Source organism: Streptomyces sp. NBC_00873 (genome assembly GCF_045207415.1).
In the GTDB taxonomy this organism is placed as follows: domain Bacteria; phylum Actinomycetota; class Actinomycetes; order Streptomycetales; family Streptomycetaceae; genus Streptomyces.
The window spans coordinates 7,105,243-7,131,231 of sequence record NZ_CP108803.1 but is presented as its reverse complement, the minus strand read 5'-3'; the positions used below and the strand labels follow the sequence as shown (position 1 = coordinate 7,131,231).

The 25,989-nt window shown below is 71.2% G+C and carries 25 protein-coding genes and 1 pseudogene; 5 read left to right on the top strand and 21 right to left on the bottom strand.

Annotated features, from left to right (window positions below; genetic code table 11):
• Positions 1-41 precede the first annotated feature (41 nt).
• Positions 42-929 (bottom strand): transferase, encoded by an 888-nt coding sequence (locus tag OH809_RS32940; RefSeq protein ID WP_406418107.1) that lies wholly within the window; start codon positions 927-929, stop codon positions 42-44.
• Positions 926-2,209 (bottom strand): glycosyltransferase, encoded by a 1,284-nt coding sequence (locus tag OH809_RS32935; RefSeq protein WP_406418108.1) that lies wholly within the window; start codon positions 2,207-2,209, stop codon positions 926-928. The genes OH809_RS32940 and OH809_RS32935 overlap by 4 nt, the downstream gene beginning before the upstream one ends.
• A 355-nt stretch (positions 2,210-2,564) precedes the next feature.
• On the opposite strand from OH809_RS32935, the gene OH809_RS32930 reads away from it, so the two are divergent.
• Positions 2,565-3,347 (top strand): hypothetical protein, encoded by a 783-nt coding sequence (locus tag OH809_RS32930; RefSeq protein ID WP_406418110.1) that lies wholly within the window; start codon positions 2,565-2,567, stop codon positions 3,345-3,347.
• 137 nt (positions 3,348-3,484) lie between these two features.
• Positions 3,485-3,811: a hypothetical protein gene (locus OH809_RS32925; RefSeq protein WP_406418112.1), complete on the top strand. Its 327-nt coding sequence runs from the start codon at positions 3,485-3,487 to the stop codon at positions 3,809-3,811.
• Positions 3,812-3,928: 117 nt separating this feature from the next.
• Here OH809_RS32925 and der read toward each other — a convergent pair whose 3' ends face one another.
• The 6 genes from der to OH809_RS32895 all read right to left on the bottom strand — a co-directional run bounded on the left by der (position 3,929) and on the right by OH809_RS32895 (position 8,817).
• Positions 3,929-5,398, bottom strand: coding sequence for a ribosome biogenesis GTPase Der (gene der, locus OH809_RS32920; RefSeq protein WP_358858151.1), 1,470 nt, complete (start codon positions 5,396-5,398; stop codon positions 3,929-3,931).
• 67 nt (positions 5,399-5,465) lie between these two features.
• Positions 5,466-6,167: a lysophospholipid acyltransferase family protein gene (locus OH809_RS32915; protein WP_406418114.1), complete on the bottom strand. Its 702-nt coding sequence runs from the start codon at positions 6,165-6,167 to the stop codon at positions 5,466-5,468.
• A complete protein-coding gene (gene cmk, locus OH809_RS32910; RefSeq protein ID WP_406418116.1) occupies positions 6,164-6,880 on the bottom strand; it encodes a (d)CMP kinase in 717 nt (238 codons plus the stop codon). Before cmk ends, OH809_RS32915 begins: the two co-directional genes overlap by 4 nt.
• Before the next feature lie 158 nt (positions 6,881-7,038).
• Complete coding sequence (locus OH809_RS32905; RefSeq protein WP_406418117.1) at positions 7,039-8,124, bottom strand: prephenate dehydrogenase; 1,086 nt, start codon at positions 8,122-8,124, stop codon at positions 7,039-7,041.
• Positions 8,121-8,483, bottom strand: a complete 363-nt coding sequence (aroH, locus tag OH809_RS32900; RefSeq protein ID WP_406418119.1) for a chorismate mutase — start codon at positions 8,481-8,483, stop codon at positions 8,121-8,123. The genes OH809_RS32905 and aroH overlap by 4 nt, the downstream gene beginning before the upstream one ends.
• A 142-nt stretch (positions 8,484-8,625) precedes the next feature.
• Positions 8,626-8,817, bottom strand: coding sequence for a hypothetical protein (locus OH809_RS32895; RefSeq protein ID WP_406418121.1), 192 nt, complete (start codon positions 8,815-8,817; stop codon positions 8,626-8,628).
• 242 nt (positions 8,818-9,059) lie between these two features.
• Between OH809_RS32895 and OH809_RS32890 the strand changes: the two genes are divergently transcribed.
• Both OH809_RS32890 and OH809_RS32885 read left to right on the top strand, forming a co-directional pair.
• On the top strand, positions 9,060-9,524 hold the full coding sequence (locus OH809_RS32890) for a Rieske (2Fe-2S) protein (protein WP_406418122.1): 465 nt from the start codon (positions 9,060-9,062) through the stop codon (positions 9,522-9,524).
• Positions 9,525-9,687: 163 nt separating this feature from the next.
• Entirely contained in the window at positions 9,688-10,392 is a 705-nt protein-coding gene (locus OH809_RS32885; protein WP_406418124.1) for a DNA polymerase beta superfamily protein, read from the top strand.
• A gap of 221 nt (positions 10,393-10,613) precedes the next feature.
• Here the strand turns inward: OH809_RS32885 and OH809_RS32880 are convergent, their stop codons facing one another.
• The 12 genes from OH809_RS32880 to OH809_RS32825 all read right to left on the bottom strand — a co-directional run bounded on the left by OH809_RS32880 (position 10,614) and on the right by OH809_RS32825 (position 23,614).
• Positions 10,614-11,459 carry a DNA polymerase beta superfamily protein gene (locus OH809_RS32880; protein WP_406418126.1) on the bottom strand — a complete coding sequence of 282 codons (846 nt, stop codon included), beginning with the start codon at positions 11,457-11,459 and terminating at the stop codon, positions 10,614-10,616.
• Between the two features lie 3 nt (positions 11,460-11,462).
• Positions 11,463-12,485: an ADP-ribosylglycohydrolase family protein gene (locus OH809_RS32875; protein ID WP_398955870.1), complete on the bottom strand. Its 1,023-nt coding sequence runs from the start codon at positions 12,483-12,485 to the stop codon at positions 11,463-11,465.
• Positions 12,482-13,213, bottom strand: a complete 732-nt coding sequence (locus OH809_RS32870; RefSeq protein ID WP_327247151.1) for an NUDIX domain-containing protein — start codon at positions 13,211-13,213, stop codon at positions 12,482-12,484. Before OH809_RS32870 ends, OH809_RS32875 begins: the two co-directional genes overlap by 4 nt.
• Positions 13,210-14,289: an AAA family ATPase gene (locus tag OH809_RS32865; protein ID WP_406418127.1), complete on the bottom strand. Its 1,080-nt coding sequence runs from the start codon at positions 14,287-14,289 to the stop codon at positions 13,210-13,212. The genes OH809_RS32870 and OH809_RS32865 overlap by 4 nt, the downstream gene beginning before the upstream one ends.
• Positions 14,286-14,939 carry a nicotinamide riboside transporter PnuC gene (gene pnuC / locus OH809_RS32860; protein WP_406418129.1) on the bottom strand — a complete coding sequence of 218 codons (654 nt, stop codon included), beginning with the start codon at positions 14,937-14,939 and terminating at the stop codon, positions 14,286-14,288. Before pnuC ends, OH809_RS32865 begins: the two co-directional genes overlap by 4 nt.
• Positions 14,940-15,079: 140 nt before the next feature.
• A complete protein-coding gene (locus tag OH809_RS32855) occupies positions 15,080-16,198 on the bottom strand; it encodes a pseudouridine synthase (protein ID WP_393307294.1) in 1,119 nt (372 codons plus the stop codon).
• Entirely contained in the window at positions 16,198-16,854 is a 657-nt protein-coding gene (scpB, locus tag OH809_RS32850; RefSeq protein ID WP_406418131.1) for an SMC-Scp complex subunit ScpB, read from the bottom strand. The genes OH809_RS32855 and scpB overlap by 1 nt, the downstream gene beginning before the upstream one ends.
• Entirely contained in the window at positions 16,851-18,059 is a 1,209-nt protein-coding gene (locus OH809_RS32845) for a segregation/condensation protein A (RefSeq protein WP_406418133.1), read from the bottom strand. Before OH809_RS32845 ends, scpB begins: the two co-directional genes overlap by 4 nt.
• A 144-nt stretch (positions 18,060-18,203) precedes the next feature.
• A complete protein-coding gene (locus OH809_RS32840; protein WP_406418135.1) occupies positions 18,204-18,809 on the bottom strand; it encodes a hypothetical protein in 606 nt (201 codons plus the stop codon).
• Positions 18,806-19,924 carry a ParA family protein gene (locus tag OH809_RS32835; RefSeq protein ID WP_030917911.1) on the bottom strand — a complete coding sequence of 373 codons (1,119 nt, stop codon included), beginning with the start codon at positions 19,922-19,924 and terminating at the stop codon, positions 18,806-18,808. Before OH809_RS32835 ends, OH809_RS32840 begins: the two co-directional genes overlap by 4 nt.
• Positions 19,925-20,291: 367 nt before the next feature.
• The gene (gene ald / locus OH809_RS32830) at positions 20,292-21,407 is read right to left on the bottom strand and encodes an alanine dehydrogenase (protein ID WP_406424837.1); all 1,116 of its coding nucleotides are present in this window, start codon (positions 21,405-21,407) and stop codon (positions 20,292-20,294) included.
• 143 nt (positions 21,408-21,550) lie between these two features.
• A complete protein-coding gene (locus OH809_RS32825) occupies positions 21,551-23,614 on the bottom strand; it encodes a tetratricopeptide repeat protein (RefSeq protein WP_406418136.1) in 2,064 nt (687 codons plus the stop codon).
• Positions 23,615-23,763: 149 nt separating this feature from the next.
• Here OH809_RS32825 and OH809_RS32820 point away from each other — a divergent pair.
• Positions 23,764-23,898, top strand: a pseudogene (locus OH809_RS32820) (IS5/IS1182 family transposase); the annotation flags it as partial.
• 115 nt (positions 23,899-24,013) lie between these two features.
• Here OH809_RS32820 and OH809_RS32815 read toward each other — a convergent pair.
• Positions 24,014-25,906 (bottom strand): amidohydrolase, encoded by a 1,893-nt coding sequence (locus OH809_RS32815; protein ID WP_406418138.1) that lies wholly within the window; start codon positions 25,904-25,906, stop codon positions 24,014-24,016.
• Between the last annotated feature and the right edge of the window lie 83 nt (positions 25,907-25,989).

The window sequence follows — 25,989 nt, the reverse complement described above, 5'->3', positions numbered from 1 at the left end:
GTCTGCCAGCGGTCGAGGACAACTGCTGTCCTCGATCCGCGTCAGTCGTGCTGCCGGGCCGGTTCCAGCCGTAGACAGAGGTCGTTGTCGGCCGAGTAGCAGGGGGCGGCGAGGATGTCCCCCGTGGTGGCTCGGGGCGGGTAGACGAAGATCTTCTTGCGGTCCCAGATGTCGTCGAGGATGCGCGAGATCCGGATCCTGCCGGTACCGCTCCCGCTCGGCCCGCCGGGGAGCAGCCACAGTTCCCACAGCTGCGGCGCGGTCACCGGTCCGGCGGTCGGCGGGTCGTACGGGAGGCTGAAGGAGAAACTCCCGTCCCTGCCGGTCACGGGCGCCCGGCAGCTCCGCTCGGGACGGCCGGCCGGCCGCGCCTCCACGCACGCGTCGTCGCCGAGCTCCGCCCCGTACAGCGTCCCGTCGACGGTCATCGCGGCCGGGCCGAAGGTGATCGGCCCGGCCTCCGCGTGCGGCGCGCGAACCCAGCAGCGCACGGCGAGCCGGCCGTCGGCGGTCGGGTACGGGATGCGGACCACAACGCCGCCGACTGCGCCGCCGGGGTCGGGCGTGCGGTCGACCAGAGCCCGCAGATCCCTGATGCCCGGTGCGACAGCCGTCTCGCCGTCCGTGCCCGGCTGCTGCACCCAGGCGTCCCAGCGGCCCTCGGCCAGCTCCGCCGTGCCCGGCAGCACGGCGCGCAGCCGCCCGTCGCCGTCCGGGCTCAGGGGCAGCCGCACGTCCTCGACCGCCCGGTCGCTCCTCCCCTTCGTACCGCGCAGGCGCAGGAGCAGGACGGCCCCCGATGCCCCTCCCTCTCGGCGGTCCCGGAGGAGATCGAAGGTGATCCGGCCGTCGGCGTCGGCGATACAGTCGGCGACGCAGCCGGCAGTGGACTCGGCGGGCGGCGTCGGCCGCAGCGCGGGCACGGTCACGCGGTCCTCCCCTTACGGAGCGCATCGCCGGCCTTGTGGCGCAGCGCGTACATGCCGTCCAGCACCGCGCCGCGGGCCCGGTGCACACCGGTGCGCAGGGCGCTGTGCGAGTACTGGCGCCCGCCGCGCCTGGTGAGTTCGGTGTAGAGCCCTTCGTGGCGTTCGGCGATCAGCGCAGGGTCGAACCGTCGCGATGCGGCGCGGGCGGCCCGTCCCATCCGGTGCCGTGTTCCGTCGTCTTCGATCAGGCCGAGCACGGCGTCCGCGACCGCGGCCGCGTCCCCGACCGGCACCAGCCGTCCGTCGGTGCCGTCGTCGATGATCTCGCGTGGGCCGTGCGGGCAGTCGGTGGCGACGACGGGCAGGCCGCAGCGCATCGCCTCGACGATCGTCATGCCGAAGGACTCCCGGTCCGAGGTGACCGCGGCGATCGCCCCCTTGGGCCACTCGGTCTCCAGTGGGTTGACCGAGCCCATCAGGAACACATGGTTGTGCAGGCCCAGTTGACCGATGAGCGTGTGCAGTGCCTGCCGTTCGTCGCCGGTCGCGTCGCCGCCGCCGTAGATGCGAAGACGCCAGTCGGGGCGGACGGCCACCACGTCGGCGAACGCGCGGACCAGCACGTCGTACCGCTTGACCTTGTGCAGCCGCCCCGCTGCGATCACCCACTTGCTGTCGCAGTCGGCGGGTGCGACCGCGGGCTCGGGTACCCCGTTGGGGATGGACTCGATACGTACGCCGGGCAGCCGCAGCCCGGTCCGGTAGGCGTGCGCGTCGGCCTCGGTGACGGTCGTGATCGCGTCGAGCAGCGTGTAGCGGTGACCGATCTCACGGCGCAGCCGGTAGCTGTGACTGTCAAAGGTGAGGTGCTCCTGCCCGATCCGGACCGGACCGCGTCGGGCCTGCCGGGTGATCTGGACATTGAGCCCGGGGCGGGTGCCGACGACGACATCCGCCTCCAGGGAGCGCAGATGGTCCGCCACCCGTGCGTCGGTGAGCCTGCTGTACTGCCGGTGCCGGCTGTCGCCGCGGGCGAAGACGGCGGCGGGCCTGGTGTGCTCGATCGCGTCGCCGTCGTACGTCGGGCTCTTCTTCCGCAGGTCGACGAGGTGACTCATCCGTACGCCCGCGGGGGCGCCCAGCGCGGGGGCGTCGCGGTGACGGAAGACCGACACGATCTCGATGTCATGGTGCTCGGCCAGTTGCCCGGCGAGGTTGAACGTCGTACGGATGGTGCCCCCGACCCCGTAGGCGTTGTGGAGCAGAAACGAAATGTGCATGACTTGCCGTGTCCCCCGGTTCGACCGATCTGCTGCGAGCTCCACCTGTCATGACGGTAAGAACCGATCGCCGGTTCACTCAAGGTATCGACGAGTTTCAGCCACTTCCGCGTTCGCAGATTTCGTGATTTGTCGACCTGTTGCCGAATCGATCGCCCGTTGGGCCAGGCAGACCAATGCGCTTCCAATCAGCAACGATTGACCGAAAGTAAACCCTTCGGGGCTCCGATTCACCCTCTGCGCCGGACGGTTCGATTCCGTTCCCTTTCGCGCGTGACCCCGGCCACGGATTGCCCGTTGTCTCTTCATGAGCCGGGAACCGCCCGGCGCACGTACCGAGTTCGAGGAGCCACCCGTGCCGCGCATGCTCGACGTCAGCGAGGACGTACGCGCCGAGATCGGCGATGCCGAAGCCGATCGGTTGCTCGTCGGCGACAACGCCCCAGGCAGCTACGACTGCACCTCCTGCCGCACCCCTGGCGATTCCGAGCAGGAGCGCACCAGCACGGTGCTGTTCGTCGGCGACGAGACCGCCGTTCTCGCCTTCGCGCACGCGACCTGCATCCCCTCCCAGGTCGTCCAGGTCTCCGAGGAGCAGCTGCAGGGCGCCGTGCGCAGCATCACCGGCAGCGAGCCGGAGGGCCCGGAGGGGCTCATGCCCGGCCAGGCCGTCCTCGGCGTCACCAGCGGTCTCGTCCTGATCGACGACGAGCTCCACCCGGCGCTGGTCGTCGAACCGACAGGCGCGATCGCCCGCCCCGGTACGGACGGCAGCGGAGGCGACGATTTCCTGCAGCTCCTGCTGGAGCAGGGCTTCCAGCCGGTCCACCGGATGGGCCGACTCCCCGCCCTGCTGCACGGCTGGTCGATCCTGCTCGCCATGGGCCGGCTGCACGCCGTCCTGCAGCCGGGCACGGCCGGCGGCGCCCCCGTCGCCTGGTGGCAGGCGCACGCCCCGCTACAGGTCACCGAGGGCTGGCGGACCGCGGCCAACAAATCGCAGACCGTTCTCGTCTTCGCCGCCCCGGCCGGATCGATCGGCCAGCAGCCCCGCGAGGACCTGCTGCGCGACGCACTGGAGAAGGCCGCGACCGGCGGTCTCCTGGTCGCGGCGGCGATGCCGCTGGCCGGGACCTGATCATGTCCGTACGCTCCTCGCACCCGCAACGAACAGCTATTTCTTCGCCGGGCCCGCATCCGACGGCCGGTGGGGTCGTTGGCACCTACGTGCACTCATACGACCCCTCCCACCAGCGCCCGAGCCCGATCCCTGCCATGCGCCCGTCGCGGGAGCCATCGGGCGGCCAGTCCCACACCCCGATCTACGACGCGTTGTACTCCGAGTACCGCCGGTCGTTCCGGGCGCTGCCAGGTGATCGGAGCGGCGAGGAGGGCCTGGCCTTCATGGCCTTCGGTACGGGTCTGTTCGGCACCCGCACCCCGCTGAGCGTCCACTCCGGCCATGCGAGCCACTCCGGCGGCGCCTCCGGCCCCTCCGGTCAGGGGCCGCGCGCCGGAAACCTCGGCTCCTGGCAGCGGGTCGGCCGGCACGCCGGGCGCACCACCCCGGCGGCGCTGCCACCGGGCTCCGGAGGAGCCTGACCGTACGACGAAGCCCCGCACCGCTCACAGCAGGAACGGTGCGGGGCTTCGCCATGTCCGGGACGGACAGACAATCGGCCGGCCGGCCCGCCGGTCAGTCAGCGGGCCGGCCGGGTGTCACTTCTTACGGCCGCGCTTCTCGCGGACCCGCACCGAGATGTGGATCGGGGTGCCGTCGAAGCCGAACTCCTCGCGCAGTCGGCGCTCGACGAAGCGGCGGTAACCGTGCTCCAGGAACCCGGAGGCGAAGAGCACGAAGCGCGGCGGCTTGGTGCCGGCCTGGGTGCCGAAGAGGATGCGGGGCTGCTTTCCGCCACGGACCGGGTGCGGGTGGGAGGCGACGATCTCACCGAGGAAGGCGTTCAGCCGACCGGTGGGAACGCGCGTCTCCCAGCCTTCGAGCGCGGTCTCGATCGCCGGGACCAGCTTCTCCATGTGACGGCCGGTGACAGCCGAGACATTGACCCGCGGGGCCCACGCGACCTGCGCGAGCTCCGTCTCGATCTCGCGCTCCAGGTAGTAGCGGCGCTCCTCGTCGAGGGTGTCCCACTTGTTGTACGCGATCACCATCGCGCGCCCGGCCTCCACGGCCATGGTGATGATGCGCTGGTCCTGCACGCTGATGGACTCGCTGGCGTCGATCAGGACGACGGCGACCTCGGCCTTCTCGACGGCGGCCGCGGTACGCAGCGAGGCGTAGTAGTCCGCGCCCTCCTGGAGGTGGACACGGCGGCGGATGCCGGCCGTGTCGATGAACTTCCAGGTGATGCCGCCGAGCTCGATCAGTTCGTCGACCGGGTCACGGGTGGTGCCGGCCATTTCGTTGACGACGACCCGGTCCTCGTTCGCCACCTTGTTCAGCAGCGAGGACTTGCCGACGTTCGGACGGCCGATGAGGGCGATGCGGCGCGGTCCGCCGAGGGCGGTACCGAAGCGCTGGGCCGGGGCCTCGGGCAGTGCTTCGAGGACGGCGTCGAGCAGATCGCCGGTGCCGCGGCCGTGCAGCGAGGAGACCGGGTGCGGCTCACCGAGACCGAGCGACCAGAGCGCGGTGGCGTCGGCCTCGCCGCTCTGGCCGTCGACCTTGTTGGCGCACAGGACGACGGGCTTCTTGGCCCGGCGCAGCAGCTTGACGACGGCCTCGTCGGTGTCGGTCGCGCCGACGGTCGAGTCGACGACGAAGACGACCGCGTCGGACGCCTCGATCGCGTACTCGGCCTGGGCGGCGACGGAGGCGTCGATGCCCAGCACGTCCTGCTCCCAGCCGCCGGTGTCGACCACCTTGAAGCGGCGGCCGGCCCATTCGGCCTCGTAGGTGACTCGGTCCCGGGTGACTCCGGGCTTGTCCTCCACGACCGCCTCGCGGCGGCCGATGATCCGGTTCACCAGGGTCGACTTGCCGACATTGGGGCGGCCGACGACGGCGAGGACGGGCAGCGGTCCGTGACCGGCCTCGTCGATCGCGCCCTCGACGTCCTCGACGTCGAAGCCCTCCTGCGCGGCGAGCTCCATGAACTCCGCGTACTCGGCGTCGCCAAGCGCTCCGTGCTCGTGGTCCGAGCCGCCGGAGTGAATCTGGTCGTTCATGAAGTCCGTTCCTCTTTGCATCATCATCGATGGACCACGATCACGCGGCCCACTACTCAAGTCTTACTTAGCGCCCGGTGAAGCGCCTGGCCCCGTCCAGGTGCGAGGTCAGCCGCTCCTGGATCCGAACCGTCGCCTCGTCCAGCGCCTTCCGGGTACGCAGGCCACTCCCGCCCACCCGTCGCCCACCGCCACCCTTGGCCGAGCTTCGCGCACCTTCTTGTGCTTCGAAGGCGTCGCCGAAGACGACATCGACCCGGCTGCGCAACGGCGGCAGTGCCGATATCAACCGCCCGCGGCGCCCGTTGCTTCCCAGGACGGCCACGGGGACGATCGGCGCCCCGCTGCGTACCGCGAAGTACGCGAGTCCGGCCCGCAGCGAGGCGAAGTCTCCTTCACCCCTGGTGCCCTCGGGAAAGATCCCCAGCACCCCGCCGTTCTGCAGCACGCCGAGGGCATGGGTGATGGCGGTGCGGTCGGCGCTCGTACGGTCCACCTTCAGCTGACCGATTCCGCGCAGGAACGGGTCGAGGGGGCCGACGAACGCCTCTTTCTTGATCAGGAAGTGCACGGGCCGGGGCGCAGTGCCCATCAGCATCGGCCCGTCGATGTTGTGGGAGTGGTTCACCGCGAGTATGACGGGTCCGGAGGCGGGTACCCGCCACGCACCGAGGACGCGGGGCTTCCACAGCCCGTACATCAGCCCGATGCCGATCCCGCGCCCGACCGCCGCTCCACGCAGCGTGGGCGTGCCCGTGGCAGGGGTCACTTCGCGGCCCGCTTCTCCTCGACGAGGGTGACGACGCACTCGATGACCTGCTGCAGGGTCAGCTCGGTGGTGTCCACCTCGACCGCGTCGCCCGCCTTGGCGAGTGGCGAGGTCTTCCGGCTGGAGTCCGCGGTGTCCCGCTTGATCAGCGCCTCCTTGGTGGTGGCGAGATCGGAGCCCTTGAGCTCTCCGCTGCGGCGGGCCGCGCGGGCCTCCGGGGAGGCGGTCAGGAAGATCTTGAGGTCGGCGTCGGGCAGCACGGTCGTGCCGATGTCACGGCCCTCGACGACGATGCCGACCTCGGCGCCCGCGGCGATGGACCGCTGCAGCTCGGTGATCCGGGCCCGCACCTCGGGGACCGCGCTGACGGCGCTGACCTTGGAGGTGACCTCCGGCGTACGGATCGGGCCCGCGGCGTCCTCGCCGTCGACCGTGATCGTCGGGGCGGCCGGGTCCGTGCCCGAGACGATGACCGGCTTGTCCGCGGCGGTCGCGACCTCCCCGGCGTTCTGCACGTCGATGCCGTTGTTCAGCATCCACCAGGTGATCGCCCGGTACTGGGCGCCGGTGTCCAGGTAGCTCAGGCCGAGCTGGGCGGCGACGGCCTTCGACGTGCTCGACTTACCCGTGCCGGACGGGCCGTCTATGGCAACGATCACTGCGGCCGGGGCCGTCCGGGCGGCGGCGCTTACGGTTTCCACGGTGGTGGACACCTTCCTGGTACTCGGGGTGGGCGGGACGGGGACGCGCGAACCCGCCCCGCTCAAGGTTACCGAGTGTCTGGACGGGCCTTTGCACCCTGTGGACAAGTGCCCCCGGACCTGGCCACCGCGGGCCCGGGGGCGTCCGGCCGTGATGCGCGGGACGCCTCCTACTGGCGGATCGACCAGCCCCGCTCGCGCAGCGCCGTGGCCAGTGCGGGGGCCGCGCTCGGCTCGACCATCAACTGCACCAGACCCGCCTGCTGCCCGGTGGCGTGCTCGATGCGGACGTCCTCGACGTTGATCCCGGCCCGGCCCGCGTCCGCGAAGATCCCGGCCAGCTCGCCCGGCCGGTCGCTGATGAGCACGGCCACGATCTCGTACGACGCCGGGGCCGCCCCGTGCTTCCCAGGCACCCTGACGCGGCCCGCGTTGCCGCGCCGCAGCACGTCCTCGATGGAGTCGGTGCCCTCGCGGCGCTTGTCTTCGTCGCCGGTCTGGAGGCTGCGCAGCGCCCGTACCGTCTCGTCGAGATCGGCGGCGACCCCGGCGAGCACATCGGCGACCGGGCCGGGGTTGGCGGAGAGGATCTCCACCCACATCCGGGGGTCGGAGGCGGCGATCCGGGTGACGTCCCTGATGCCCTGGCCGCAGAGGCGTACGGCCGTCTCGTCGGCCTCCTCCAGGCGGGCGGCGACCATCGACGAGATCAGCTGCGGGGTGTGGGAGACCAGGGCGACGGCCCGGTCGTGGGCGTCGGCGTCCATGACGACCGGAACGGCGCGGCAGAGCGCGACCAGCTCCAGGGCGAGGTTGAGGACCTCGGTGTCGGTGTCGCGGGTCGGGGTCAGGACCCAGGGACGCCCCTCGAAGAGGTCGGCGGTGGCGGCGAGGGGGCCCGAACGCTCCTTGCCGGCCATCGGGTGCGTACCGATGTACGGCGTGAGGTCGACGCCCAGGGCTTCCAGCTCGCGGCGGGGGCCGCCCTTGACGCTGGCGACGTCGAGGTAGCCGCGGGCGACGTCGTCCCGCATGGCGGTGGCGAGCACCGAGGCCACATGGGCGGGCGGTACGGCGATGACCGCCAGGTCGACGCGGCCCTCGGGCGCCTCGTCCGTACCGGCGCCGAGCGCGGACGCGGTGCGGGCGGACGCCGGGTCGTGGTCGACGAGGTGGACGTGGACGCCGCGCCCGGCGAGGGCGAGGGCTGCGGAGGTGCCGACCAGGCCGGTTCCGATGACGACGGCGGTTCTCACTGGGCGATGTCCTTGCGGAGGGAGGCGGTGGCCCCGAGGTAGACGTGCGCGATCTCGGACTTGGCGAGGTATGTCTCGACATGGGCGAGGATGCGCACCACGCGGGGCATCGCCCCTTCGATGTCCAGCTCCTGGGCGCAGATCAGCGGTACGTCGACGATGCCGATGCCGCGTGCGGCGGCGGCCGGGAAGTCGCTGTGCAGATCGGGGGTGGCCGTGAACCAGATGCTGATCAGGTCGTCCGCAACGAGGCTGTTGCGCTCCAGGATGGCGGTGAGCAGGCCGCTGACCCGCTCGTCCATGTGTCCGGCCTCGTCCCGGTCCAGCTGGACAGCTCCACGGACCGCTCGTACCGCCACGTCTGGCTCCTCACTTCTTCGTGCCCTTGTTCTTCGTGCCGCTGCATGGTTGTCGCGCCTGCTCGGCGCCAACCTGCGCGTTTTCAGCCTAGAGGGGCGAGGCGCCCGACGACCGAGGTGCTCTGTCCGTGAGACACAGCGGTCATCGGGACGCGGTGGTGGCGTGCACGGCGAGCAGCGTCCGCCGGACCCGACCGGCCAGCTGCGCCGGACAGGCATCGATCCGGCCGTGCACCCAGTCGGCGAGGACGCCGGTGAACAGTCCCGCGCCGCCCTTGTCATCGCCCAGCGCGCCCAGCAGCGCTCCGACGACGTTCCCGGCGCCCGCCGGCACCCCCGCTCCGGCTCCCGCCGCCCAGCAAGCTGCCCAGCAGGCTGCCGAGGTCGTTTCCTGCCATGGTTCTGCCCTCCGGAAGAGGGCTGGAATATCGACAATGTCGGCCAGAACCGGTGCTTCTGCCACTCGGGCGAGTCTGCCGCCAGGTTGCTAGGCCCTCGGCGTCCGCGGAGTCACGATGCCCATGCCGGGAGCAGACGGCTCACCCGGTCGCGGCCTCACCACACAGGGAGCAAGCCATGGATGCACGACGAAGGACGGTCCTCACGGCAGCCGCGGCGGGCGCCGCCGGGCTGGTGACCGCTTGCGGCTCGTCCGGAGACGGAGGCAGCACGGCATCCGCACCGAAGACCTCACCGGGCGCCACCCCGAGTACCACGGCAAGCACCACGGCGCCGAAAGGTTCCACCGCGAGCGGCACGGTTCTCGCCAAGACCTCGGACATCCCCATCGGCGGCGGCACGATCTTCACGGAGCAGAAGGTCGTGGTGACCCAGCCCAAGGAGGGCGAGTTCAAGGGCTTCTCCGCCATCTGCGCCCATGCGGGGTGCACCGTCGACTCGGTCAGTGACGGCACCATCAACTGTCCCTGCCACGGCAGCAAGTACCGCATCACGGACGCGGCGGTCGTGGCCGGTCCCGCGCCGGGCCCGCTGCCCACCGAACGGATCACCGTCACCGGTGACACCATCCGGCTCGTATGACACCGGCCGTCCCGGCGGGAGCCGAAGCCCCCGCCGGGACGGTCACCCCAGGGCAGTCTGCGGGTGCCCGCGAGCGACGCGGCCTCGGCGTGTACGGAGCAGGACGGCCGTCGCCTCCGGCTCCCTGCCCGTAACGCAATGACCCTCACGTACGCTCACCTGCATGACCACCCCGGACGCCGAGGCCCTGGTACGCGACCACACGATCTACTCCTGTGTGATGGGCTCACGCGCGTTCGGGCTCGCCACGGACGGCAGCGACACCGACCGGCGCGGTGTCTTTCTGGCGCCGACCCCGCTCTTCTGGCGGTTCGAGAAACCGCCGACCCACGTCGAGGGCCCGGCGGAGGAGCAGTTCTCCTGGGAACTGGAACGCTTCTGCGAACTCGCGCTGATCGCGAACCCCAATGTCCTGGAGTGCCTGCACTCCCCCCTGGTGGAACGGGTCGACCCCATCGGCCGCGAACTCCTCTCGCTGCGCGACGCGTTCCTGTCCCGTCTCGCCCACCGGACCTTCGTCCGCTACGCGCTGGGCCAGCGCAGGAAGCTGGAAGCGAATGTCCGTCAGCACGGTGCGCCGCGTTGGAAGCACGCCATGCATCTGCTGCGGCTGCTGGCGAGCGGCCGGGATCTGCTGCGTACGGGAGAGCTGACGGTCGACGTGGGCGCGGCCAGGGAGGAACTGCTCGCGGTGAAGCGCGGCGAAGTTCCCTGGCCGGAGGTCGAACGCCGCATGACCCGCCTGGCCGAGGAGAACGACGAGGCGGCAGCGGGCTCCCCGCTCCCACCGGAGCCGGACCGGGCCCGGGTGGAGGACTTCCTGATCCGAACCCGCCGAACGTCGGCGCTGTCACCCGGCACCGGCTGAACGGGCCCGCCCGCAACCACCACCAGTCTGCTGCCGCGTGACGGCCGGTCCGGGTCCGCTCAGGGCAGTCCCCAGGGCGATGGCCGAAAACCCCGGGCTCCCCTGCGTCGCGCCGAACGTTCGTCGCGCGAGGAGACGCCCGGAGGGACACCGGACCACCACGCGCAGCCCCCCGTCGAGGTCGACCCCCGGAAGACCAGCACCTCGCGAACGAGCCCCCCTCACGCCCGTCGAGGGGCCCCATGCCCTTCAGGCAATGGCGAGAGCGAGGACAGAGCCCCGCCCCCGGTCAACCGCGCACGCACCACGAGCTCATGCAGCCCGTCGAACCCCGCACGCCCGGCCACCTCCGGCAGCCCGGACTCCTCCTGCGCCTCGTCGAGCGCCCGGTGCAACGCCTCCACGTCCCGGGACACCACCGCGCCGTCCACACCCTCGGCGCCCCCGTGCTCAGCCTCCGCCTTGGCCGCGATCAGCCCCGGCAGATACCCCGGCGCTGCCACCACCCCCAGCAGGGTCGGCAGGTGCGCCCGAACCTCGCCGCTGCGCATCAGATGGATACCGGTCAGCAGCGCCCGGAACGTGTAGAGCAACGGCTTCAGTTCATGGGTCCTCTCGTACAGCCGCCACTGCGTCCTGGCGAACCCCCGATAGTGGTGGGCATGGTTGCGTGTCACCACCCGAGGTGCCAGCTCGACCAGTTCCGCGTGCAGCTCGCTCGTCTGCACCACCAGCGGCGAGAGCAGCTGCTCCAGCACATATCCGTTCGGCTTCAGCATCAGCCGGACGAACTTCCGCAGGTCGTGCGTGACGAGATCCATCTCGACCCCGTCCCGGTCCCACATCCGCGAACGTGTCTCCTCCGGCTCGCGCAGCCCGACGAGATCCTCCGCCGGCAGGAGGTGGACCCCCCGCAGGTCCACATCCGAGTCCCGGGACGGAAACCCGTACAGATGCGCCCCGGAGACCGTGGCGAACAGCAGCGGTCCGGGCTCCTCGGCCAGTACCGGGCCGAAGTCCGTGACCGGCAGCCCGGCCCCGTGCAGGTGCATCGTTTTCGTGCGCATGGATCAAGAGTCCCAGAGCGCCCCCAGCGACAGCAGATCGCTGCGGTACTCGATCCGCTCCGACCACTCCTTGGGCCAGGCCGCGGCCCCCAGATGTGCCCCGGCCAGCGCCCCGGTCAGGCAGCCGATCGAGTCGGAGTCGCCGCGCGTGCAGGCGGCCCGGCGCAGGGCGGTGACCGGTTCGTCGGGGAACAGCAGGAAGCAGTGCAGGGCCGTGGCGAGGGCGTCCTCGGCGATCCAGCCGTCACCGGTCGTCTCGCACGGGTCGTCCTCCGGTGACGGGTCGCGCAGGGCGTCCTGCACCCGGGCCAGTGCGGTCAGGCACTCGTCCCAGCCGCGCCGGATGTAGCTCTCGCCGGAGTCGTCGCCCGCGTACCGCCACAGGTCGCCGAGCCAGCGCGAGAGGTAACGGCTGCTGTTCTCGTAGGCGTACGAGCGCAGCTGCCCGATCAGCCCCGCCGGCTCAGCGCCCTGCGCCAGCAGGTACACCGCGCGCGCCATCAGGTCGGAGGCGGCGAGCGCCGTGGGATGTCCGTGCGTGAGGGCGGCCTGCAACTGCGCCGCGCCGGAACGCTGTTCCTCGCTCAGCCCGGGTACGAGTCCGACGGGCGCCACCCGCATATTGGCGCCGCAGCCCTTGGAGCCGGTCTGGCTGGCCTCCTGCCAGAGCCGGTCGCTGTCGAGCAGCCGGCAGGCGGTCATGCAGGTGCGGCCGGGGGCGCGGTTGTTGTCCGGTGAGTGGTACCACTCGACGAATTCTTCGCGTACCGGCCGGGTCAGTCGCAGCGCGGTGAGCAGTCCCCGGTCCATGGCGGTGCGGATGCCCCGCGCGAGGGCCAGCGTCATCTGGGTGTCGTCGGAGACGATCGCGGGACGCGGCAGCCGCATCTGCCGCCACGGCCCGCACTTGGCGAGGATCGAGGGCACGTTGTTGAATTCGGTCGGGAAGCCCAGCGCGTCACCGAGCGCGAGCCCGGTCAGCGCGCCGGTGGCAGCGCCTTTGGTGATGGTCCTGGTCACGATCATGTGCTTCTTCCTTCCGGTCGCAGCAGTGGAGGATGCAGGGCGGTGGCGGCACCCGCCCGGTACAGGGCGGCCGGTTTCCCCCGTCCGCCGGTGCGGCGCGGTGATCCCTCCACGGCCTGGACGAAGCCGGGCGTGGTGAGGACCTTGCGCCGGAAGTTGGGTCGGTCGAGCTCGACGCCCCAGACGGTCTCGTACACCTGTTGGAGCTCGCCCAGGGTGAACTCGGCCGGGCAGAAGGCGGTGGCAAGACACGTGTATTCGAGTTTGGCGCCGATCCTGTCGTGTGCGTCGGCGAGGATGCGGTCGTGGTCGAAGGCGAGCGCGCCGAGTGCTCCGGCTTCCCACCAGCGGGCGTTGGCCGCGTCCCCGCCGCCGCGCGGCTCCGGCAGGTCGGGGACGAGCGCGGCGTACGCGACGGAGACGACCCGCATCCTGGGGTCGCGGTCCGGATCGCTGTAGGTGCGCAGCTGTTCCAGGTGGAGGGCGGAGACGGTGGACTCGGTCAGCCCGGTCTCCTCCGCGAGCTCCCGGCGGGCGGCGGACTCGGCGGACTCACGGGGCAGGACGAAGCCGCCGGGCAGGGCCCAGTGGCCCTTGTACGGGTCCTCGCCGCGTTCGACGAGCAGGACGTGCAGCCGTCCGCCGCGGACCGTGAAGACCGCGAGGTCGACGGTGACGGCGAACGGCTCGAAGGCATGCGGGTCGTAGCCCTCCGGGGCGGTGCTCATCGTCGCTCCGGGAGGGGTGCGGCAAAGTTCCAGCCTGCGGCGAGCAGGGCGTCGACGGCGGTGAGCGCGGTCTCCAGGCGCTTCTCATGCGTCCCGGTCAGCTCGACGAACGTCCTTCCGGTGCGGGTGAGTTCGGCCCGGAACCGGTCGGTCATCCAGGGCCGAAGCTCCTCGCCGTCGCGCAGCCCGTCGTCCTCGAAGGCGAGGCCGTCGTGGTCGGTGAGCAGCCACAGGTGGTGGCCGACCCGGTCGGCGGTCTCCTCGACGAGCGGGTTGCGGCCGCCGACGTACCGCTCGTGCCAGACGGTGGTGGCGAAGGAGTCGGTGTCACAGATGAGCACCGGGGACCCGGTCCGGGCGGCGGTCTCCTCCTTGGCATTCTGCGCCTCGGCGATCAGCGGGAAGTCGTCGGTGGTGAAGGCGACGTCCTCCCACTGCGCCCGGGGCCACCGGGCGCGCAGTGCGGCCAGCTTCTGTTCGCTGAACTCCCGCCCGTACTCGGCGACGTACCGGGTCTGTGCCCAGACGCCGCCGCGACGCCGGTAGTGGTCGGCGAGGGCGCGGGCCATCGTGGTGGTTCCGGTGGACTCGGCGCCGAGGACGACGATCCGGCGGGTGAGCGCGGCCCGTACGGGCGGTTCGAGGAAGTCCCAGCAGCCCACCGGGTCCTTCCGGACGGCGGTGCCGGAGACCGGAAAGACCGTGCGGTCGGGGTCGACGCAGACGGATTCGACACCGAAGCGGCGGGCCAGTTCGTCCCCGTACGACTCCGAGGTGAAGACGGCGTCGACCGGTTCCGGGACGGCCTCGGTGACGACAGCCATGTGGGCGTCCCAGATCGCCGGGTCGTGGAGATCCATCCGGGTGTCGTCGACGGCGCCGACGACCCGTACGTCCGGATGCACCTCCCGCATCCAGGCGACGCGATCGGCGAGCGGGACGGACTCGACGGAGGCGGCGCAGACCAGGACGGTCAGCCGCTCGCAGCGGTCCTGGGCGGTGCGGACGAGGTGGTGATGGCCGGCGTGCGGCGGATAGAACTTGCCGAGCACGAGCCCGTGCGTGAACCGCTTCATCGGGCCACCTCCGCCAACTCCCGCTGCCGCACGGTGAGATCGAGTTTCCAGTTGCGCAGCCCGACCAGACACAGCGTCAGGAACCCGACGTACAGCAGGGAGGTCAGATAGAGCTCCTTGTACGCGTACGGCGGGATGTACACCACGTCGGCGGCGATCCACAGCCACCACGACTCGACCAGCTTCCGGCACTGCCCGTACGTCGCCGCCAGCGACAGCGCGGTCGTCAGGGCGTCCCAGAACGGCACGGTCGAGTCGGTGGCACGGTCGAGCAGGATGGTCAGGGCGAGGGTCCCCGCCACCCCTGCCGCGCACAGCCAGGCCCATTCGGTACGCGTGGTACTGCGCACCGGCAGGGCGGACGAACCCGGTCCACCCCCGTGGGTCCAGGTCCACCAGCCGTACACGGCAAGGGGGATGAAGAAGATCTGCAGGCCGACGTCGGCGTACAGACCGGACTGGGTGAACAGCAGGATGAAGAAGAGGTTGTTGGCGATGCCGATCGGCCAGTTGGCGAGGAGCTGACGGGCCACGAGCCAGACGCACAGCGCTCCACTGCCGAAGCCGAGGACCTCGGTCCAGCTGACCGGGGTGTCCAAGGCCGTCACCAGGGGTTGCGGCAGGGGATCGAGGATGTCCGCGAGACTCACACCCGCCTCCTTAATAGTCACTCTGACTATAAAGGCGCAACGACGGCAGCAAAAGGCCCGCGGCCGATTCCTGTTCGAAAATCGAAGCCAGGAACCGGCCGCGGGCCGGAGAGCGGACGGAGCCGCGGGCGAAGGGGTCCCTAGAGACCGACCTCCCGCATCAGCATGCCCACCTCGGTGTTGGTGAGGCGGCGGAGCCAGCCGGACTTCTGGTCGCCCAGCGGGATCGGCCCGAAGGACGTCCGTACGAGCCGCTCGACCGGGAAACCCGCCTCGGCCAGCATCCGGCGGACGATGTGCTTGCGGCCCTCGTGGAGGGTCACCTCGACCAGGTAGTTCTTGCCGGTGTTCTCGACGACCCGGAAGTGGTCGGCGCGGGCGTACCCGTCCTCCAGCTGGATGCCGTCCTTGAGGCGCTTGCCCAGCTCACGCGGGAGCGGTCCCTGGATGGCGGCCAGGTAGGTCTTCTTCACGCCGTACTTGGGGTGGGTGAGACGGTGGGCCAGCTCGCCGTGGTTGGTGAGCAGGATGATGCCCTCGGTCTCGGTGTCCAGCCGGCCGACGTGGAAGAGACGCGTCTCACGGTTGGTGACGTAGTCGCCGAGGCACTGGCGGCCGTCCGGGTCCTCCATCGAGGAGACGACACCGGCGGGCTTGTTCAGCGCGAAGAAGAGATACGACTGGGCGGCGACGGTCAGACCGTCGACCTTGATCTCGTCCTTGTGCACATCGACGCGCATGCCCTGCTCGACGACGATCTGCCCGTTGACCTCGACACGGGACTGCTCGATCAGCTCCTCGCACGCGCGGCGCGAGCCCATGCCGGCGCGGGCGAGGACCTTCTGCAGGCGCTCACCCTCCTGCTCGGCGCCCGGGAATGTCTTGGGCGTCTTGATGTCGGGCTTGTTCGCGTACCTGTCCCGGTTGCGCTGCTCGATCTTGGCGTCGAGCTCGCGCGGACGGGACGGGGCGCCCTGCGGTCCACGCCGCGGGCCGCCGCTCCTGCCGCCGCCCTGCGCGGTCTTCGGCCCGCCCTTGGCGCCACCGCGCGCCGCGGCGCCGCGACCCTTGCGGGGGCCGTCGCCGCTCTTCTCGCCGGCACCGGTCGTGCCGCCCACGTCGTAGCGGCGCTCCTCGGGCCGGGGCCGGCGGGGACGCTGGTCCTGCCTGTCGTCACGCCCGGCGCCGCCACCCCGGGGGTTCCGGTTGCCGCCGCTCTTGCCGCTGCCGCTGCCGCTGTTCCTGCCACTGCTTCGCATCAAAATTCCGTCTTGTCGTCTGCGTGAGTATCCGGGGTGTCCGGTGCGTCCGGATCGAACGACGGCACACCCTCTAGCGTCTCAGCCTCGATCGCGTCCGCCTCGGGGAGGAAGGGCGCGAGCTCCGGGAGCTCATCCAGGCCGCGCAGGCCCATCCGCTCCAGAAAGTAGTTCGTCGTCCTGTACAGGATCGCACCTGTTTCGGGTTCCGCGCCCGCTTCCTCGACCAGGCCCCTCTGCAGGAGGGTCCGCATCACGCCGTCACAGTTCACACCGCGCACCGCGGAGACGCGTGAGCGGCTGACCGGCTGCCGGTACGCGACCACTGCCAGGGTCTCCAGAGCCGCCTGGGTCAGCCGGGCCTGCTGGCCGTCCAGCACGAAGCCCTCGACGGCCTCCGCGTACTCCGGGCGCGTGTAGAAGCGCCAGCCGCCCGCGACCAGCCGGAGATCGAAACCGCGGCGCTGCACGGTGTACTCGTCGGCCAGTTCCCGCAGCGCATCGGCGACGGCCCGCCGGGGCCGCTGCAACACCTTGGCCAGGTGTTCCTCGGTGGCGGGCTCGTCGACGACCATCAGGACCGCCTCCAGGGCGGGCTTGAGCTCAAGATCCGCGACGGTGGCGCCGATGCCGTCCTGCTCGCTGCGCTCACTCATGCCTCTGCGTCCTCCTGTGCGTCCTGCTGTACGTCCTGGTCGAACTCGTCCGTCACCCTCGGTGCGGCATCCGCTCCCCCGGCCCAGCGGACCATGAGCTCGCCGAGCGCCTCCTCCTGGTCGAGGGTGACGGCCTTCTCCCGGTAGAGCTCCAGCAGCGCGAGGAACCGGGCGACGACGGTGAGGGTGTCCGCGGCGTCCTCGGTGAGCTGCCGGAAACTGATCTCCCCCGTCTCCCGCAGCCGCGCCACCACGATCTCGGCCTGCTCCCGCACGCTGACCAGCGGGGCGTGGATGTGATCGACGTACACCTGCGGCTTGGGCTTGGGCTGCATCGCCTTCACGGCGAGCCCGGCGAACCCCTCGGCGCCGATGCTGATGACCACCTCGGGCAGCAGCTCGGCATGGTGCGGCTCCAGCCCGACGGTCCGTGGAAAACGCCGTCCCTCCGACTCCAGCCGGGCGCTGAAGATCTCCGCGATGCGCTTGTACGCGCGGTACTGCAGGAGCCGCGCGAAGAGCAGGTCGCGCGCTTCGAGCAGCGCAAGATCCGCCTGGTCCTCGACCTCGGCGGCGGGCAGCAGCCGGGCCGCCTTGAGATCGAGCAGGGTCGCGGCGACGACGAGGAACTCGGTGGTCTGGTCGAGATCCCAGTCCGGCCCCATGGCCCGGATGTGGCCCATGAACTCATCCGTGACCTTGGAGAGAGCGACTTCGGTCACATCGAGCTTGTGCTTGGAGATGAGCTGCAGAAGAAGATCGAACGGTCCCTCGAAGTTGGCGAGCCGAATGGTGAACCGCCCGTCGCCCGCGGGGTCAGCGGGTTCCACGGGCCCAGCGGGATCCGGCAGCTCCAGCTCCGCGGGTTCCACGGCCTCTGTGGGCTCTACGGGCTCTGCGTGCTCTACGGGCGCCGCAGGTTCTCTGGCAGCAGCGGGGCCGCCGGCGTCCGCGGACGCGGTGCTGTGCCCGTCCGCCGCGGTCGCCGGGTCGCCGTACGCCGACGTCACGTCGCCATATGTGACCGCCGAGGACTCCGCGGTCCCGGTGACGGGGAGCGGCGTGGCGGGCGGTACGACCGGGGCGCCGGCCTCCCCCGGCACCACGCTCGCCGACGGCTCCTCCGCACCCGGCGCAGGCCGGCTCCCCGGACCGCGCCCCAGGGGGCGCCGGGGGGTGCGGGCGGGCTCGTCGTTCGTCGGCATGGAGGTCCAGGGTGCGGCGGGATACGGGCGGCGGGCGGCAGCCCGTTCAGGACGGGCCGGACCGCCGGCCGACGGTGGCCGCTACGGTACGATCCGCCCGCCGAGCAGCGCGGCTCTCCGGGCAGGCTACCGGCGCCCCGCCGGTCAGCGGCCGCGCAGCCGCCGTACGAGGATGCTCGCGTCGCCCCGCGCCTCCAGGTCCGCGAGGACCACCGCGACCGCCTCACGGACGATCCGCCCGCGGTCGACGGCGAGCCCGTGCTCGCCGCGCAGCACGAGCCGCGCGTGCTCGAGGTCCATCAGTTCCTCGGCGGAGACATAGACGGTGATCTTCTCGTCGTGGCGTTCCCGGCCGCTGGGCCGCCGGTTCGCCCCGCGCCCGCCTCCGCGCCTGCGTTGCTGCTGGACGGCCGGAACAGCCTCCTGCTGCGGGGCGGCGGAAGGGGAGGAGGCCGAGGGGCGGCGGCCCGCCTGCGCGGCCACGGCCACCCGGTCGCTGTTGTCGCCGCGGCTGCGGGAATCCCCCGTGTCGGCGTCCGCCGGCGCGTGCTCCTCCTGGGAGGGTACGGCGCCGGCCTCGGCCGCTCCCCCGGCCGCTCCGGAGCTGTCCGCCGCAGTTTCGTTCTCACCGGCCGGAGCCGGTACCCGCGCCTCGCCGTTCGCCTTGCGCCGCCGGTCCGCGGGGGACGAGGACTGCAGCCCCATCCCCCCGGTGGTACGGAACAGTTCGTCGGCCCCGGGCAGACTCACTCGGCGTGACACCGGGCGAGCACCTCCCTGGCGAGCTGGCGATAGGCGGCGGCCCCGACCGAGTTGGAGGCGTACGTGGTGATGGGCTCACCGGCGACCGTGGTCTCCGGGAAACGCACCGTGCGCCCGATCACCGTGTGGTAGACGTGCTCGTCGAAGGCCTCGACGACCCGCGCGAGCACCTCGCGGCTGTGCACCGTACGGGAGTCGTACATGGTCGCAAGGATGCCGTCGAGCTCCAGCTCCGGGTTGAGCCGCTCCTGGACCTTCTCGATGGTCTCGGTGAGCAGTGCCACGCCGCGCAGAGCGAAGAACTCGCACTCGAGCGGCACTATCACCTTGTGAGCGGCCGTCAGAGCGTTCACCGTGAGCAGGCCCAGCGAGGGCTGACAGTCGATCACGATGTAGTCGTAGTCGGCCATCAGCGGCTTCAGGGCGCGCTGCAGCGTGGACTCCCGGGCCACCTCGCTGACCAGCTGCACTTCGGCAGCCGACAGGTCGATGTTGCTCGGGAGCAGGTCCATGTTGGGCACGGCGGTCTTCAGGAGGACCTCGTCGGCCGACATGCCCCGCTCCATGAGCAGGTTGTAGACCGTGAGGTCGAGCTCCATCGGGTTGACGCCGAGACCGACGGACAGAGCGCCCTGCGGGTCGAAGTCGACGAGCAGGACACGGCGTCCGTACTCCGCGAGTGCGGCACCCAGGTTGATGGTCGACGTGGTCTTGCCGACGCCGCCCTTCTGATTGCACATCGCGATGATCTTCGCGGGACCATGGTCGGTCAGCGGACCCGGGATCGGGAAGTAGGGCAGGGGCCGGCCGGTGGGGCCGATCCGCTCGCGGCGCTGGCGGGCAGCGTCGGGCGCGAGGGTGGCCGCGTACTCCGGATCGGGCTCGTACTCGGCGTCGGGGTCGTAGAAGTGCCCCTGGGGCACCTCGTCGAAGTCGGCGAAGTGGGCGGTCTCTCGGCCACTCTCGTTGCCGGCCATGGCGTTCACGTTTAGGCCGTCCATCATCTGGGGGGCTGTCGTCATGTGCTGGTGGGTGGCGAAGGTGCGGACAGCGACGGAGCCGACAGCCTCCAGCCCGATCGGGCTCTGGCCCCGTGCAGGCATCCCTGGTTGAACACCCCCGGGAGTAAATGTCGACTCATTCACAAGTCGTCTTACCTCCTTGGACGTAACCAGGAAACTTATCGATAGGTCAGCGTGACACCATGCCGACGATTGGCGACTCTATGGCGTGTCACCGGTTCGCAGCAACACAATCCGCCGGACCCGGCCCGATGTGTCGGCAATCGAACACCCCCTGTCAAGGGTGCACAGTCACTCCGGCGCACATTTCACAACTGCACGAAACGGGTAAAGGGTTACATTCAACGCGAGTTGCGCGAAGGCCTCACGGGGGCCGACACACGTCCGGCCGGACCTTGCTCGGCAAGGTCCGGCCGGACGTGCAGGGTTGACGGGATGCGTTGACTCGTCAGCCGAGAAGCGTGCTCAGCTCGACGTGATCCAGGCCGTGCGCCTCCGCCACCTCGCGGTAAACAACCTGGCCCTCATGGGTGTTGAGGCCCTTGGCCAGCGCGGCGTCGCGGCGCAGCGCCTCGACCCAGCCGCGGTTGGCGAGCTCCATGATGTACGGCAGCGTCGCGTTGGTGAGCGCGTACGTGGAGGTGTTCGGCACCGCGCCAGGCATGTTGGCGACGCAGTAGAAGACCGAGTTGTGGACCGTGAAGGTCGGGTCGGCGTGCGTCGTCGGGTGCGAGTCCTCGAAGCAACCACCCTGATCGATTGCAATGTCGACAAGTACACTTCCGGGCTTCATCTTGGCGACGAGCTCGTTGGTGACCAGCTTCGGGGCCTTCGCGCCGGGGATCAGCACGGCGCCGATGACGAGGTCGGCCTCGACGACGGCCTTCTCCAGCTCGAAGGAGTTGGAGACGACGGTCTTGACCTTGGTGCCGAAGACCTTGTCGGCCTCGCGCAGCTTGTTGATGTCCCTGTCGAGCAGCGTGACGTGGAAGCCGAGCCCGACGGCGATCTGCGTGGCGTTCCAGCCGGAGACACCGCCGCCGATGACGACCGCCTCACCGGGGGCCGTGCCCGGGACGCCGCCCGGCAGCACACCACGGCCGCCGACCGAGCGCATCAGGTGGTAGGCGCCGACCTGGGGGGCCAGGCGGCCCGCGACCTCGGACATCGGCGCGAGCAGCGGGAGTGCGCGGTTCGCGGTCTCGACGGTCTCGTACGCGATGGCGGTGGTGCCGGACTCCAGCAGCGCGTCCGTGCACTCGCGGGAGGCGGCGAGGTGCAGGTAGGTGAAGAGCGTCTGGTCCTTGCGGAGGCGGTGGTACTCCTCGGCGACCGGCTCCTTGACCTTCAGCAGCAGGTCGGCCGTGGCCCAGACCTCGTCGGCGGTGGGCAGGATCTGCGCACCGGCGGCGGCGTACTCCTCGTCCGTGATCGAGGACCCGGCGCCGGCGTTCTGCTCGACGACGACCTGGTGGCCGTTACGGACGAGCTCATGCACACCGGCGGGCGTGATGGCCACGCGGAACTCGTTGTTCTTGACTTCGCGGGGGATGCCGACCTTCACGTCGATCACGGTCCTTGACTCAGAGGGTTACTCGGGCACTGCGGTACGTACCCGGACACACTTAGTGTAAATGGAGACACCACGGAGGTTCGCGGTAGGACCAGTCTAATGAAGGGCTTCCTGCTGTCTAGCCTTACAAAGCATTAATTTTCTGCCGACGCACTGCGGATTTCGTAGGCAGAGCCCTTCTCGCTCAGCAGTCTGTCCGCCATACCGCGGTGCAGCCGGGCCGCAGCGGGGTCTCCGAGCCGTTCGAGGGTGTCGGCCAGCCGGAGCTCCAGCGCCGCCTGCAGGCGTACGTCCTTGGCCTGCCGCGCCCACTCCACGGCCTCCTGGCAGGTCTGCAGCGACTCCTGCGGCCGCCCCGCGTACTCCTGCACCCGCGCGGCCTCACTGAGCGCCCGTGCCTGGGCGGGCAGGTCACCGAGCCTGCGGTACCCGGCCGCCGCGGCCCGCCAGTTCCGCAGCGCCTCGCCGTACCGCCCGGCGTAGGTGTGGACGGCACCGAGCCGCCCGTACAAGCGCGCCTCGTCGGCACGTTCGCCCTGGGTGAGCCGCTGCGCGAGCGCCCGGCCGAACCAGTCGGAGGCCCGGTGGAAGTCCCCCAGCTCGGCGTAGGCGCCGCCCACGGATTCCATCGCCCGGCCGGTCGCGTACGGGTCCTTCGCCGCCCGCCCGGCGTCCAGCGCGGCCCGGTATCGGGTCAGCGCCTCCTTCGTACGCCCGGTCCTGGCATCCAGATCGGCGAGATTGAGCAGCGCGGCAGCCCGCTCACGGGGCAGCTCACGCCGCTCGGCGACGGCCAGGACCAGTCCGTGCAGCCCGTACAGATCGGGGGCGGCGGCCTCGGTTCCCTGGTGCACGGCCAGCGCCCGCACCAGCGCGGCCACCAACCGCCGTGCCAGGGTGTCGAGTTCACCGTCCTCGACGGCGGTCCGGGCAGAGGCGAGCAGAGCGGGCCGACGGATCCGCAGCCAGGCGGCGGCCGCTTCGGGATGCGGGAAGCGCAGCGAGCGCGGCAGCCCGGCGAGCTTCTTGCCGGCCGGGGAGCCCTCCGGCTCGGTGACCGCCCGGCAGGACTGCAGCTGCCATACGGTCCGCTCCAGCATCCGGGCCCGGGCCAGCTGGATCTCGGCCGGCCGGTCCCGGTCCGCCAGCAGGGCGCGCAGCAGCGGGACGAGGCAGCCGGGCACCTCGTACTGCGACAGCTCCGCGCCATTGGTCCGCAGCAGGCCCAGCAGGACGAAGCCGTCGAGGGTCGACTGGGCGGCCGAGACCGAGCAGCCGGCCAGCGCGGAGGCGGTGTGGGCGTCGGCGAGTCCGGCCGGGGCGAGCGCGAGCAGGCGCAGTATCCGGGCGGCGGTCGGCGGCAGGGACTCGTGGACCAGCCGGAAGGCACGGGCCAGCGGGCGGGCACCGGTGGACTGCTCGTCGTCGTCCGGCAGCTCGTGCAGCTGCTTGGTGACGTCGGCGACCGATGCCATCGGATGGGTGGCGAGCCAGCCGCCGATCATGACCAGGGCGGCCGGCTGCCCGCCGCACACCTCGGCGAGGGTCTCGGCGGTCCGCGGGTCGACAGTGATCCTGACCTGGCCGATGGTGCGGGACAGCAGCTGGACGGCGGAGCCCGCGTCGAGACCGCCGACGGTGCAGGGCCGGACGCCGGGAATGCCGGTCAGCGGGCCCTGCGCGGTGGCGACAACGAGGCAGTCCGGGTTGTCCGGCAGCAGCGGGTCGACCTGCTCGGCATCGGCCGCGTCGTCGAGCAGCAGCAGGGCACTCCGTGCGGCGAGGGCCTCGCGGACCATCTCGGACAGTTCGTCACCGTCCGCGCCGGGCGGGCCGGTGACGCCCAGTTGGTCGAGGAGTTCGCGTGCGGTGCGTTCGGTGGGGACGGGGGCGCCGCCGGGTTCGGCGAGCCGGACCCGGAGCAGCCCGTCGGGGTAGTCGCCGGAGTCCAGGAGCCCGCGGGCGAGTTCCTCGGCGAGTGCGGTGCGTCCGGAGCCGGGGCGTCCGGCGATCAGCAGGACCCGGGCACGGGCGGTCTTGCGGCCGGCCAGGGTGTCCAGCCCGGCCCGTTCGATATCGGCCCTCAGCGCCTTCAACTCGCGTTCACGGCCGAAGAATCGGGGTGGTGCGGCGCCGGACGGCTCCTCGGTACCCGCTGCCGTCGCCGGGCCGCTGGTGTCCACCGCCTGATCCGTCACGGGCCACGCTCCACTTCGCTGCACGCGTTGCCCGCCGGGACTCCGGTCAGGGCATTCCGAGCGTAGTTCAGGCGTATGCGCCCTCAGGGTGGAGCGCGGCGGGGGCGCCCCCCGATCGGATCAGCAGCGCGTCCGATCGGAAGACTTAGGACGGCTCCAACACCAAAGCTCCCGGGGGCGGTGAAGTCGCCGGACGCTCACCAGTCGATCGCGGCAAACAGGGCCTGAAACGCTCGGGCATGACGGATGGCTGCGGAATCCCGCTGGGCCGCGTGCCGGCTGGCGGCGGATGCTGGCGCCCTGCTGAAAGCGCCAGGTGGGGCCGCCTTCGACGCTGTCTGCCTGCGGGCCCAGGTGTGGGCCCGCAGAGCTGGACGCGGCCATACGGAGGCCGGACCGCTACGGTCGGTCGTCGCCGTGGCCGCAGGCCCGGTGTCGTCCGCCGTGCACCGCCGCGTACGCCGCCGGGCGGGGCGCGGCGGCGGCCCGGTCGAGTCGCGCGACCGCGGCCCGGCCCGCCGATGAGTGCGCGTCGTGGACGACCCGGCCGCCCACCAGGGTCAACGCGACACGGGTGTCGCTGATGTCGGCCACCGGGCATTCCGTCACATCACGGTCGAGGACGATCAGATCCGCCGCCAGACCGGGGCGGACGGTTCCCGTCAGCCGGTCCATGCGCAGCTGCCATGCCGTCCCGTGCGTGTGCATCCGCAGCGCCGACGTACGGCTCAGCCCCTCCAACTCCCGGTAGAGCGGCCCCTCGCCCTCCACGCCCGTGCGGTCGATCGCCGTACGGATCTGGTTCCACACCTGGAGCGGGTCCACCGGCCAGTCCGAACCGCCCGAGAGCCGGGCCCCGTGCCGCTCCAGGGAGCGGGCAGGGTACATCCACCGGTGCCGCTCGGGCCCGATGTACGGCAGGAGGGCCTCCATCGTCCACACGTCCCGCAGCGCCCACTGGAGCTGCATGCAGGCCACCACACCCAGCGCGGCGAACCGCCCCAGGTCCGCCGGGTCCACCAGTTGGAGGTGTGCGACGGCGTTCCGGGCGTCGCGCAGCCCGGTCGAGCGCAGGGCGTAGGCGTACCCGTCGAGCGCCGTGCGCACCGCGCGGTCGCCGAGCCCATGGGCATGCATCTGCCAGCCGGCCCGGTTGAAGACCGCGGTCAGCCGCCCGTAATCCTGCGCGGAGACATACAGCTCACCGCGGTTGTCTGTCGGGTGCCCCGAGCCGTCCAGATAGGGCGCCAGAAGCGCCGCCGTCTGCGCCGGGTACTCGATCACCCCGTCGAGGAACACCTTGATCATCCCGAACTGCAGCCCCGGTACGTCCCCGAAAGCGCGCTGCAGCCCGCGCGCATACGCGAGCGCCGCCGCCGGGTCCTTCGCCAGGTCCGCGTCGATCCTGATCGCGGGGACGATCCGCTGCGGCAGCTTCCCCGCGTTCGCCAGAGCCTGGTACATCGTCAATCCGCTTGGTCGGGCCCACGCGTCCATCATCGTGGTCACCCCGGAGGCCGCCGCCTGGGCGAGGACCCGGGAGCAGGCGGCGACCAGATCGGCCTCGCTCGGCTCCGGGATGTGGCGGGTCACCAGGGGCTGGGCGTCGTCCTTGAGTACGCCGCTGGGCTGCCCGTCCGGCCCCTTCACGATCTTTCCGCCCACCGGATCGGGGGTCGCCGCGGTGATGCCGGCGATCTCCAGGGCGCGGCCGTTGACCCAGGTGTTGTGGCCGTCGGCCCCGAGGAGGGCGACCGGGCGGCGGGTGGGGAGGGTGTCGAGCAGGGAGTGGTGGGGAAGGGTGCCATGCGGCAGCAGCCCGATCGGGTTCCAGTCCGAGACCACCAGCCAGCCGTCGGGCTCCTGGCCGGGCGTGTCCTTGAGGAAACCGGTGAGGATCGCCAGGAGTTCCTCGGCGGTCGTCTCGGCGCCCTCCAGGGAGGGATGCAGTGAACGGTCGCCCGCGCCGAGCGGGTGCACATGGCCGTCGTGGATGCCGCTCATCACGGTCGCCCCGCGCGCGTCGACGATTTCGGTGTCCCGTCCGGCGAGGCGTTGCAGTTCGCGGCCCCGGCCGGTGGCGAGAATCCGGCCGTCGTGCCCGACGGCCACGGCCTCGACGGGTCGGGCGCCGGGGAGCCCGGTGAACACCCGTGCATTGTGGACGACCAGGGCCGCGGCACTCCGGTGCGCGGCGCCCCGGTGCACGGCGGCCGCGGGGGCGGCCGCCGCACCCACCAGTCCGGCCGCGCCCGCGGCGAGCATGGTCCGCCGGGCGAGAGAAGAAGTCATGACCACTCCAAGGGTTTAGCTGCATTCGCTGTGGCGGACCCTCTTTGATTAACGCCATAACCAAAACCCGCCCGGAACGACGG

Bases quoted from the DNA above. Each gene is read 5' to 3' on its own strand.
- OH809_RS32935 (WP_406418108.1), bottom strand. From the start codon at position 2,209: ATGCACATTTCGTTTCTGCTCCACAACGCCTACGGGGTCGGGGGCACC.
- OH809_RS32925 (WP_406418112.1), top strand. From the start codon at position 3,485: ATGCGCCCGTCGCGGGAGCCATCGGGCGGCCAGTCCCACACCCCGATC.
- der (WP_358858151.1), bottom strand. From the start codon at position 5,398: ATGAACGACCAGATTCACTCCGGCGGCTCGGACCACGAGCACGGAGCG.
- OH809_RS32890 (WP_406418122.1), top strand. From the start codon at position 9,060: ATGGATGCACGACGAAGGACGGTCCTCACGGCAGCCGCGGCGGGCGCC.
- OH809_RS32885 (WP_406418124.1), top strand. From the start codon at position 9,688: ATGACCACCCCGGACGCCGAGGCCCTGGTACGCGACCACACGATCTAC.
- OH809_RS32880 (WP_406418126.1), bottom strand. From the start codon at position 11,459: ATGCGCACGAAAACGATGCACCTGCACGGGGCCGGGCTGCCGGTCACG.
- OH809_RS32875 (WP_398955870.1), bottom strand. From the start codon at position 12,485: ATGATCGTGACCAGGACCATCACCAAAGGCGCTGCCACCGGCGCGCTG.
- OH809_RS32870 (WP_327247151.1), bottom strand. From the start codon at position 13,213: ATGAGCACCGCCCCGGAGGGCTACGACCCGCATGCCTTCGAGCCGTTC.
- OH809_RS32865 (WP_406418127.1), bottom strand. From the start codon at position 14,289: ATGAAGCGGTTCACGCACGGGCTCGTGCTCGGCAAGTTCTATCCGCCG.
- OH809_RS32855 (WP_393307294.1), bottom strand. From the start codon at position 16,198: ATGCGAAGCAGTGGCAGGAACAGCGGCAGCGGCAGCGGCAAGAGCGGC.
- scpB (WP_406418131.1), bottom strand. From the start codon at position 16,854: ATGAGTGAGCGCAGCGAGCAGGACGGCATCGGCGCCACCGTCGCGGAT.
- OH809_RS32845 (WP_406418133.1), bottom strand. From the start codon at position 18,059: ATGCCGACGAACGACGAGCCCGCCCGCACCCCCCGGCGCCCCCTGGGG.
- OH809_RS32835 (WP_030917911.1), bottom strand. From the start codon at position 19,924: ATGCCTGCACGGGGCCAGAGCCCGATCGGGCTGGAGGCTGTCGGCTCC.
- OH809_RS32815 (WP_406418138.1), bottom strand. From the start codon at position 25,906: ATGACTTCTTCTCTCGCCCGGCGGACCATGCTCGCCGCGGGCGCGGCC.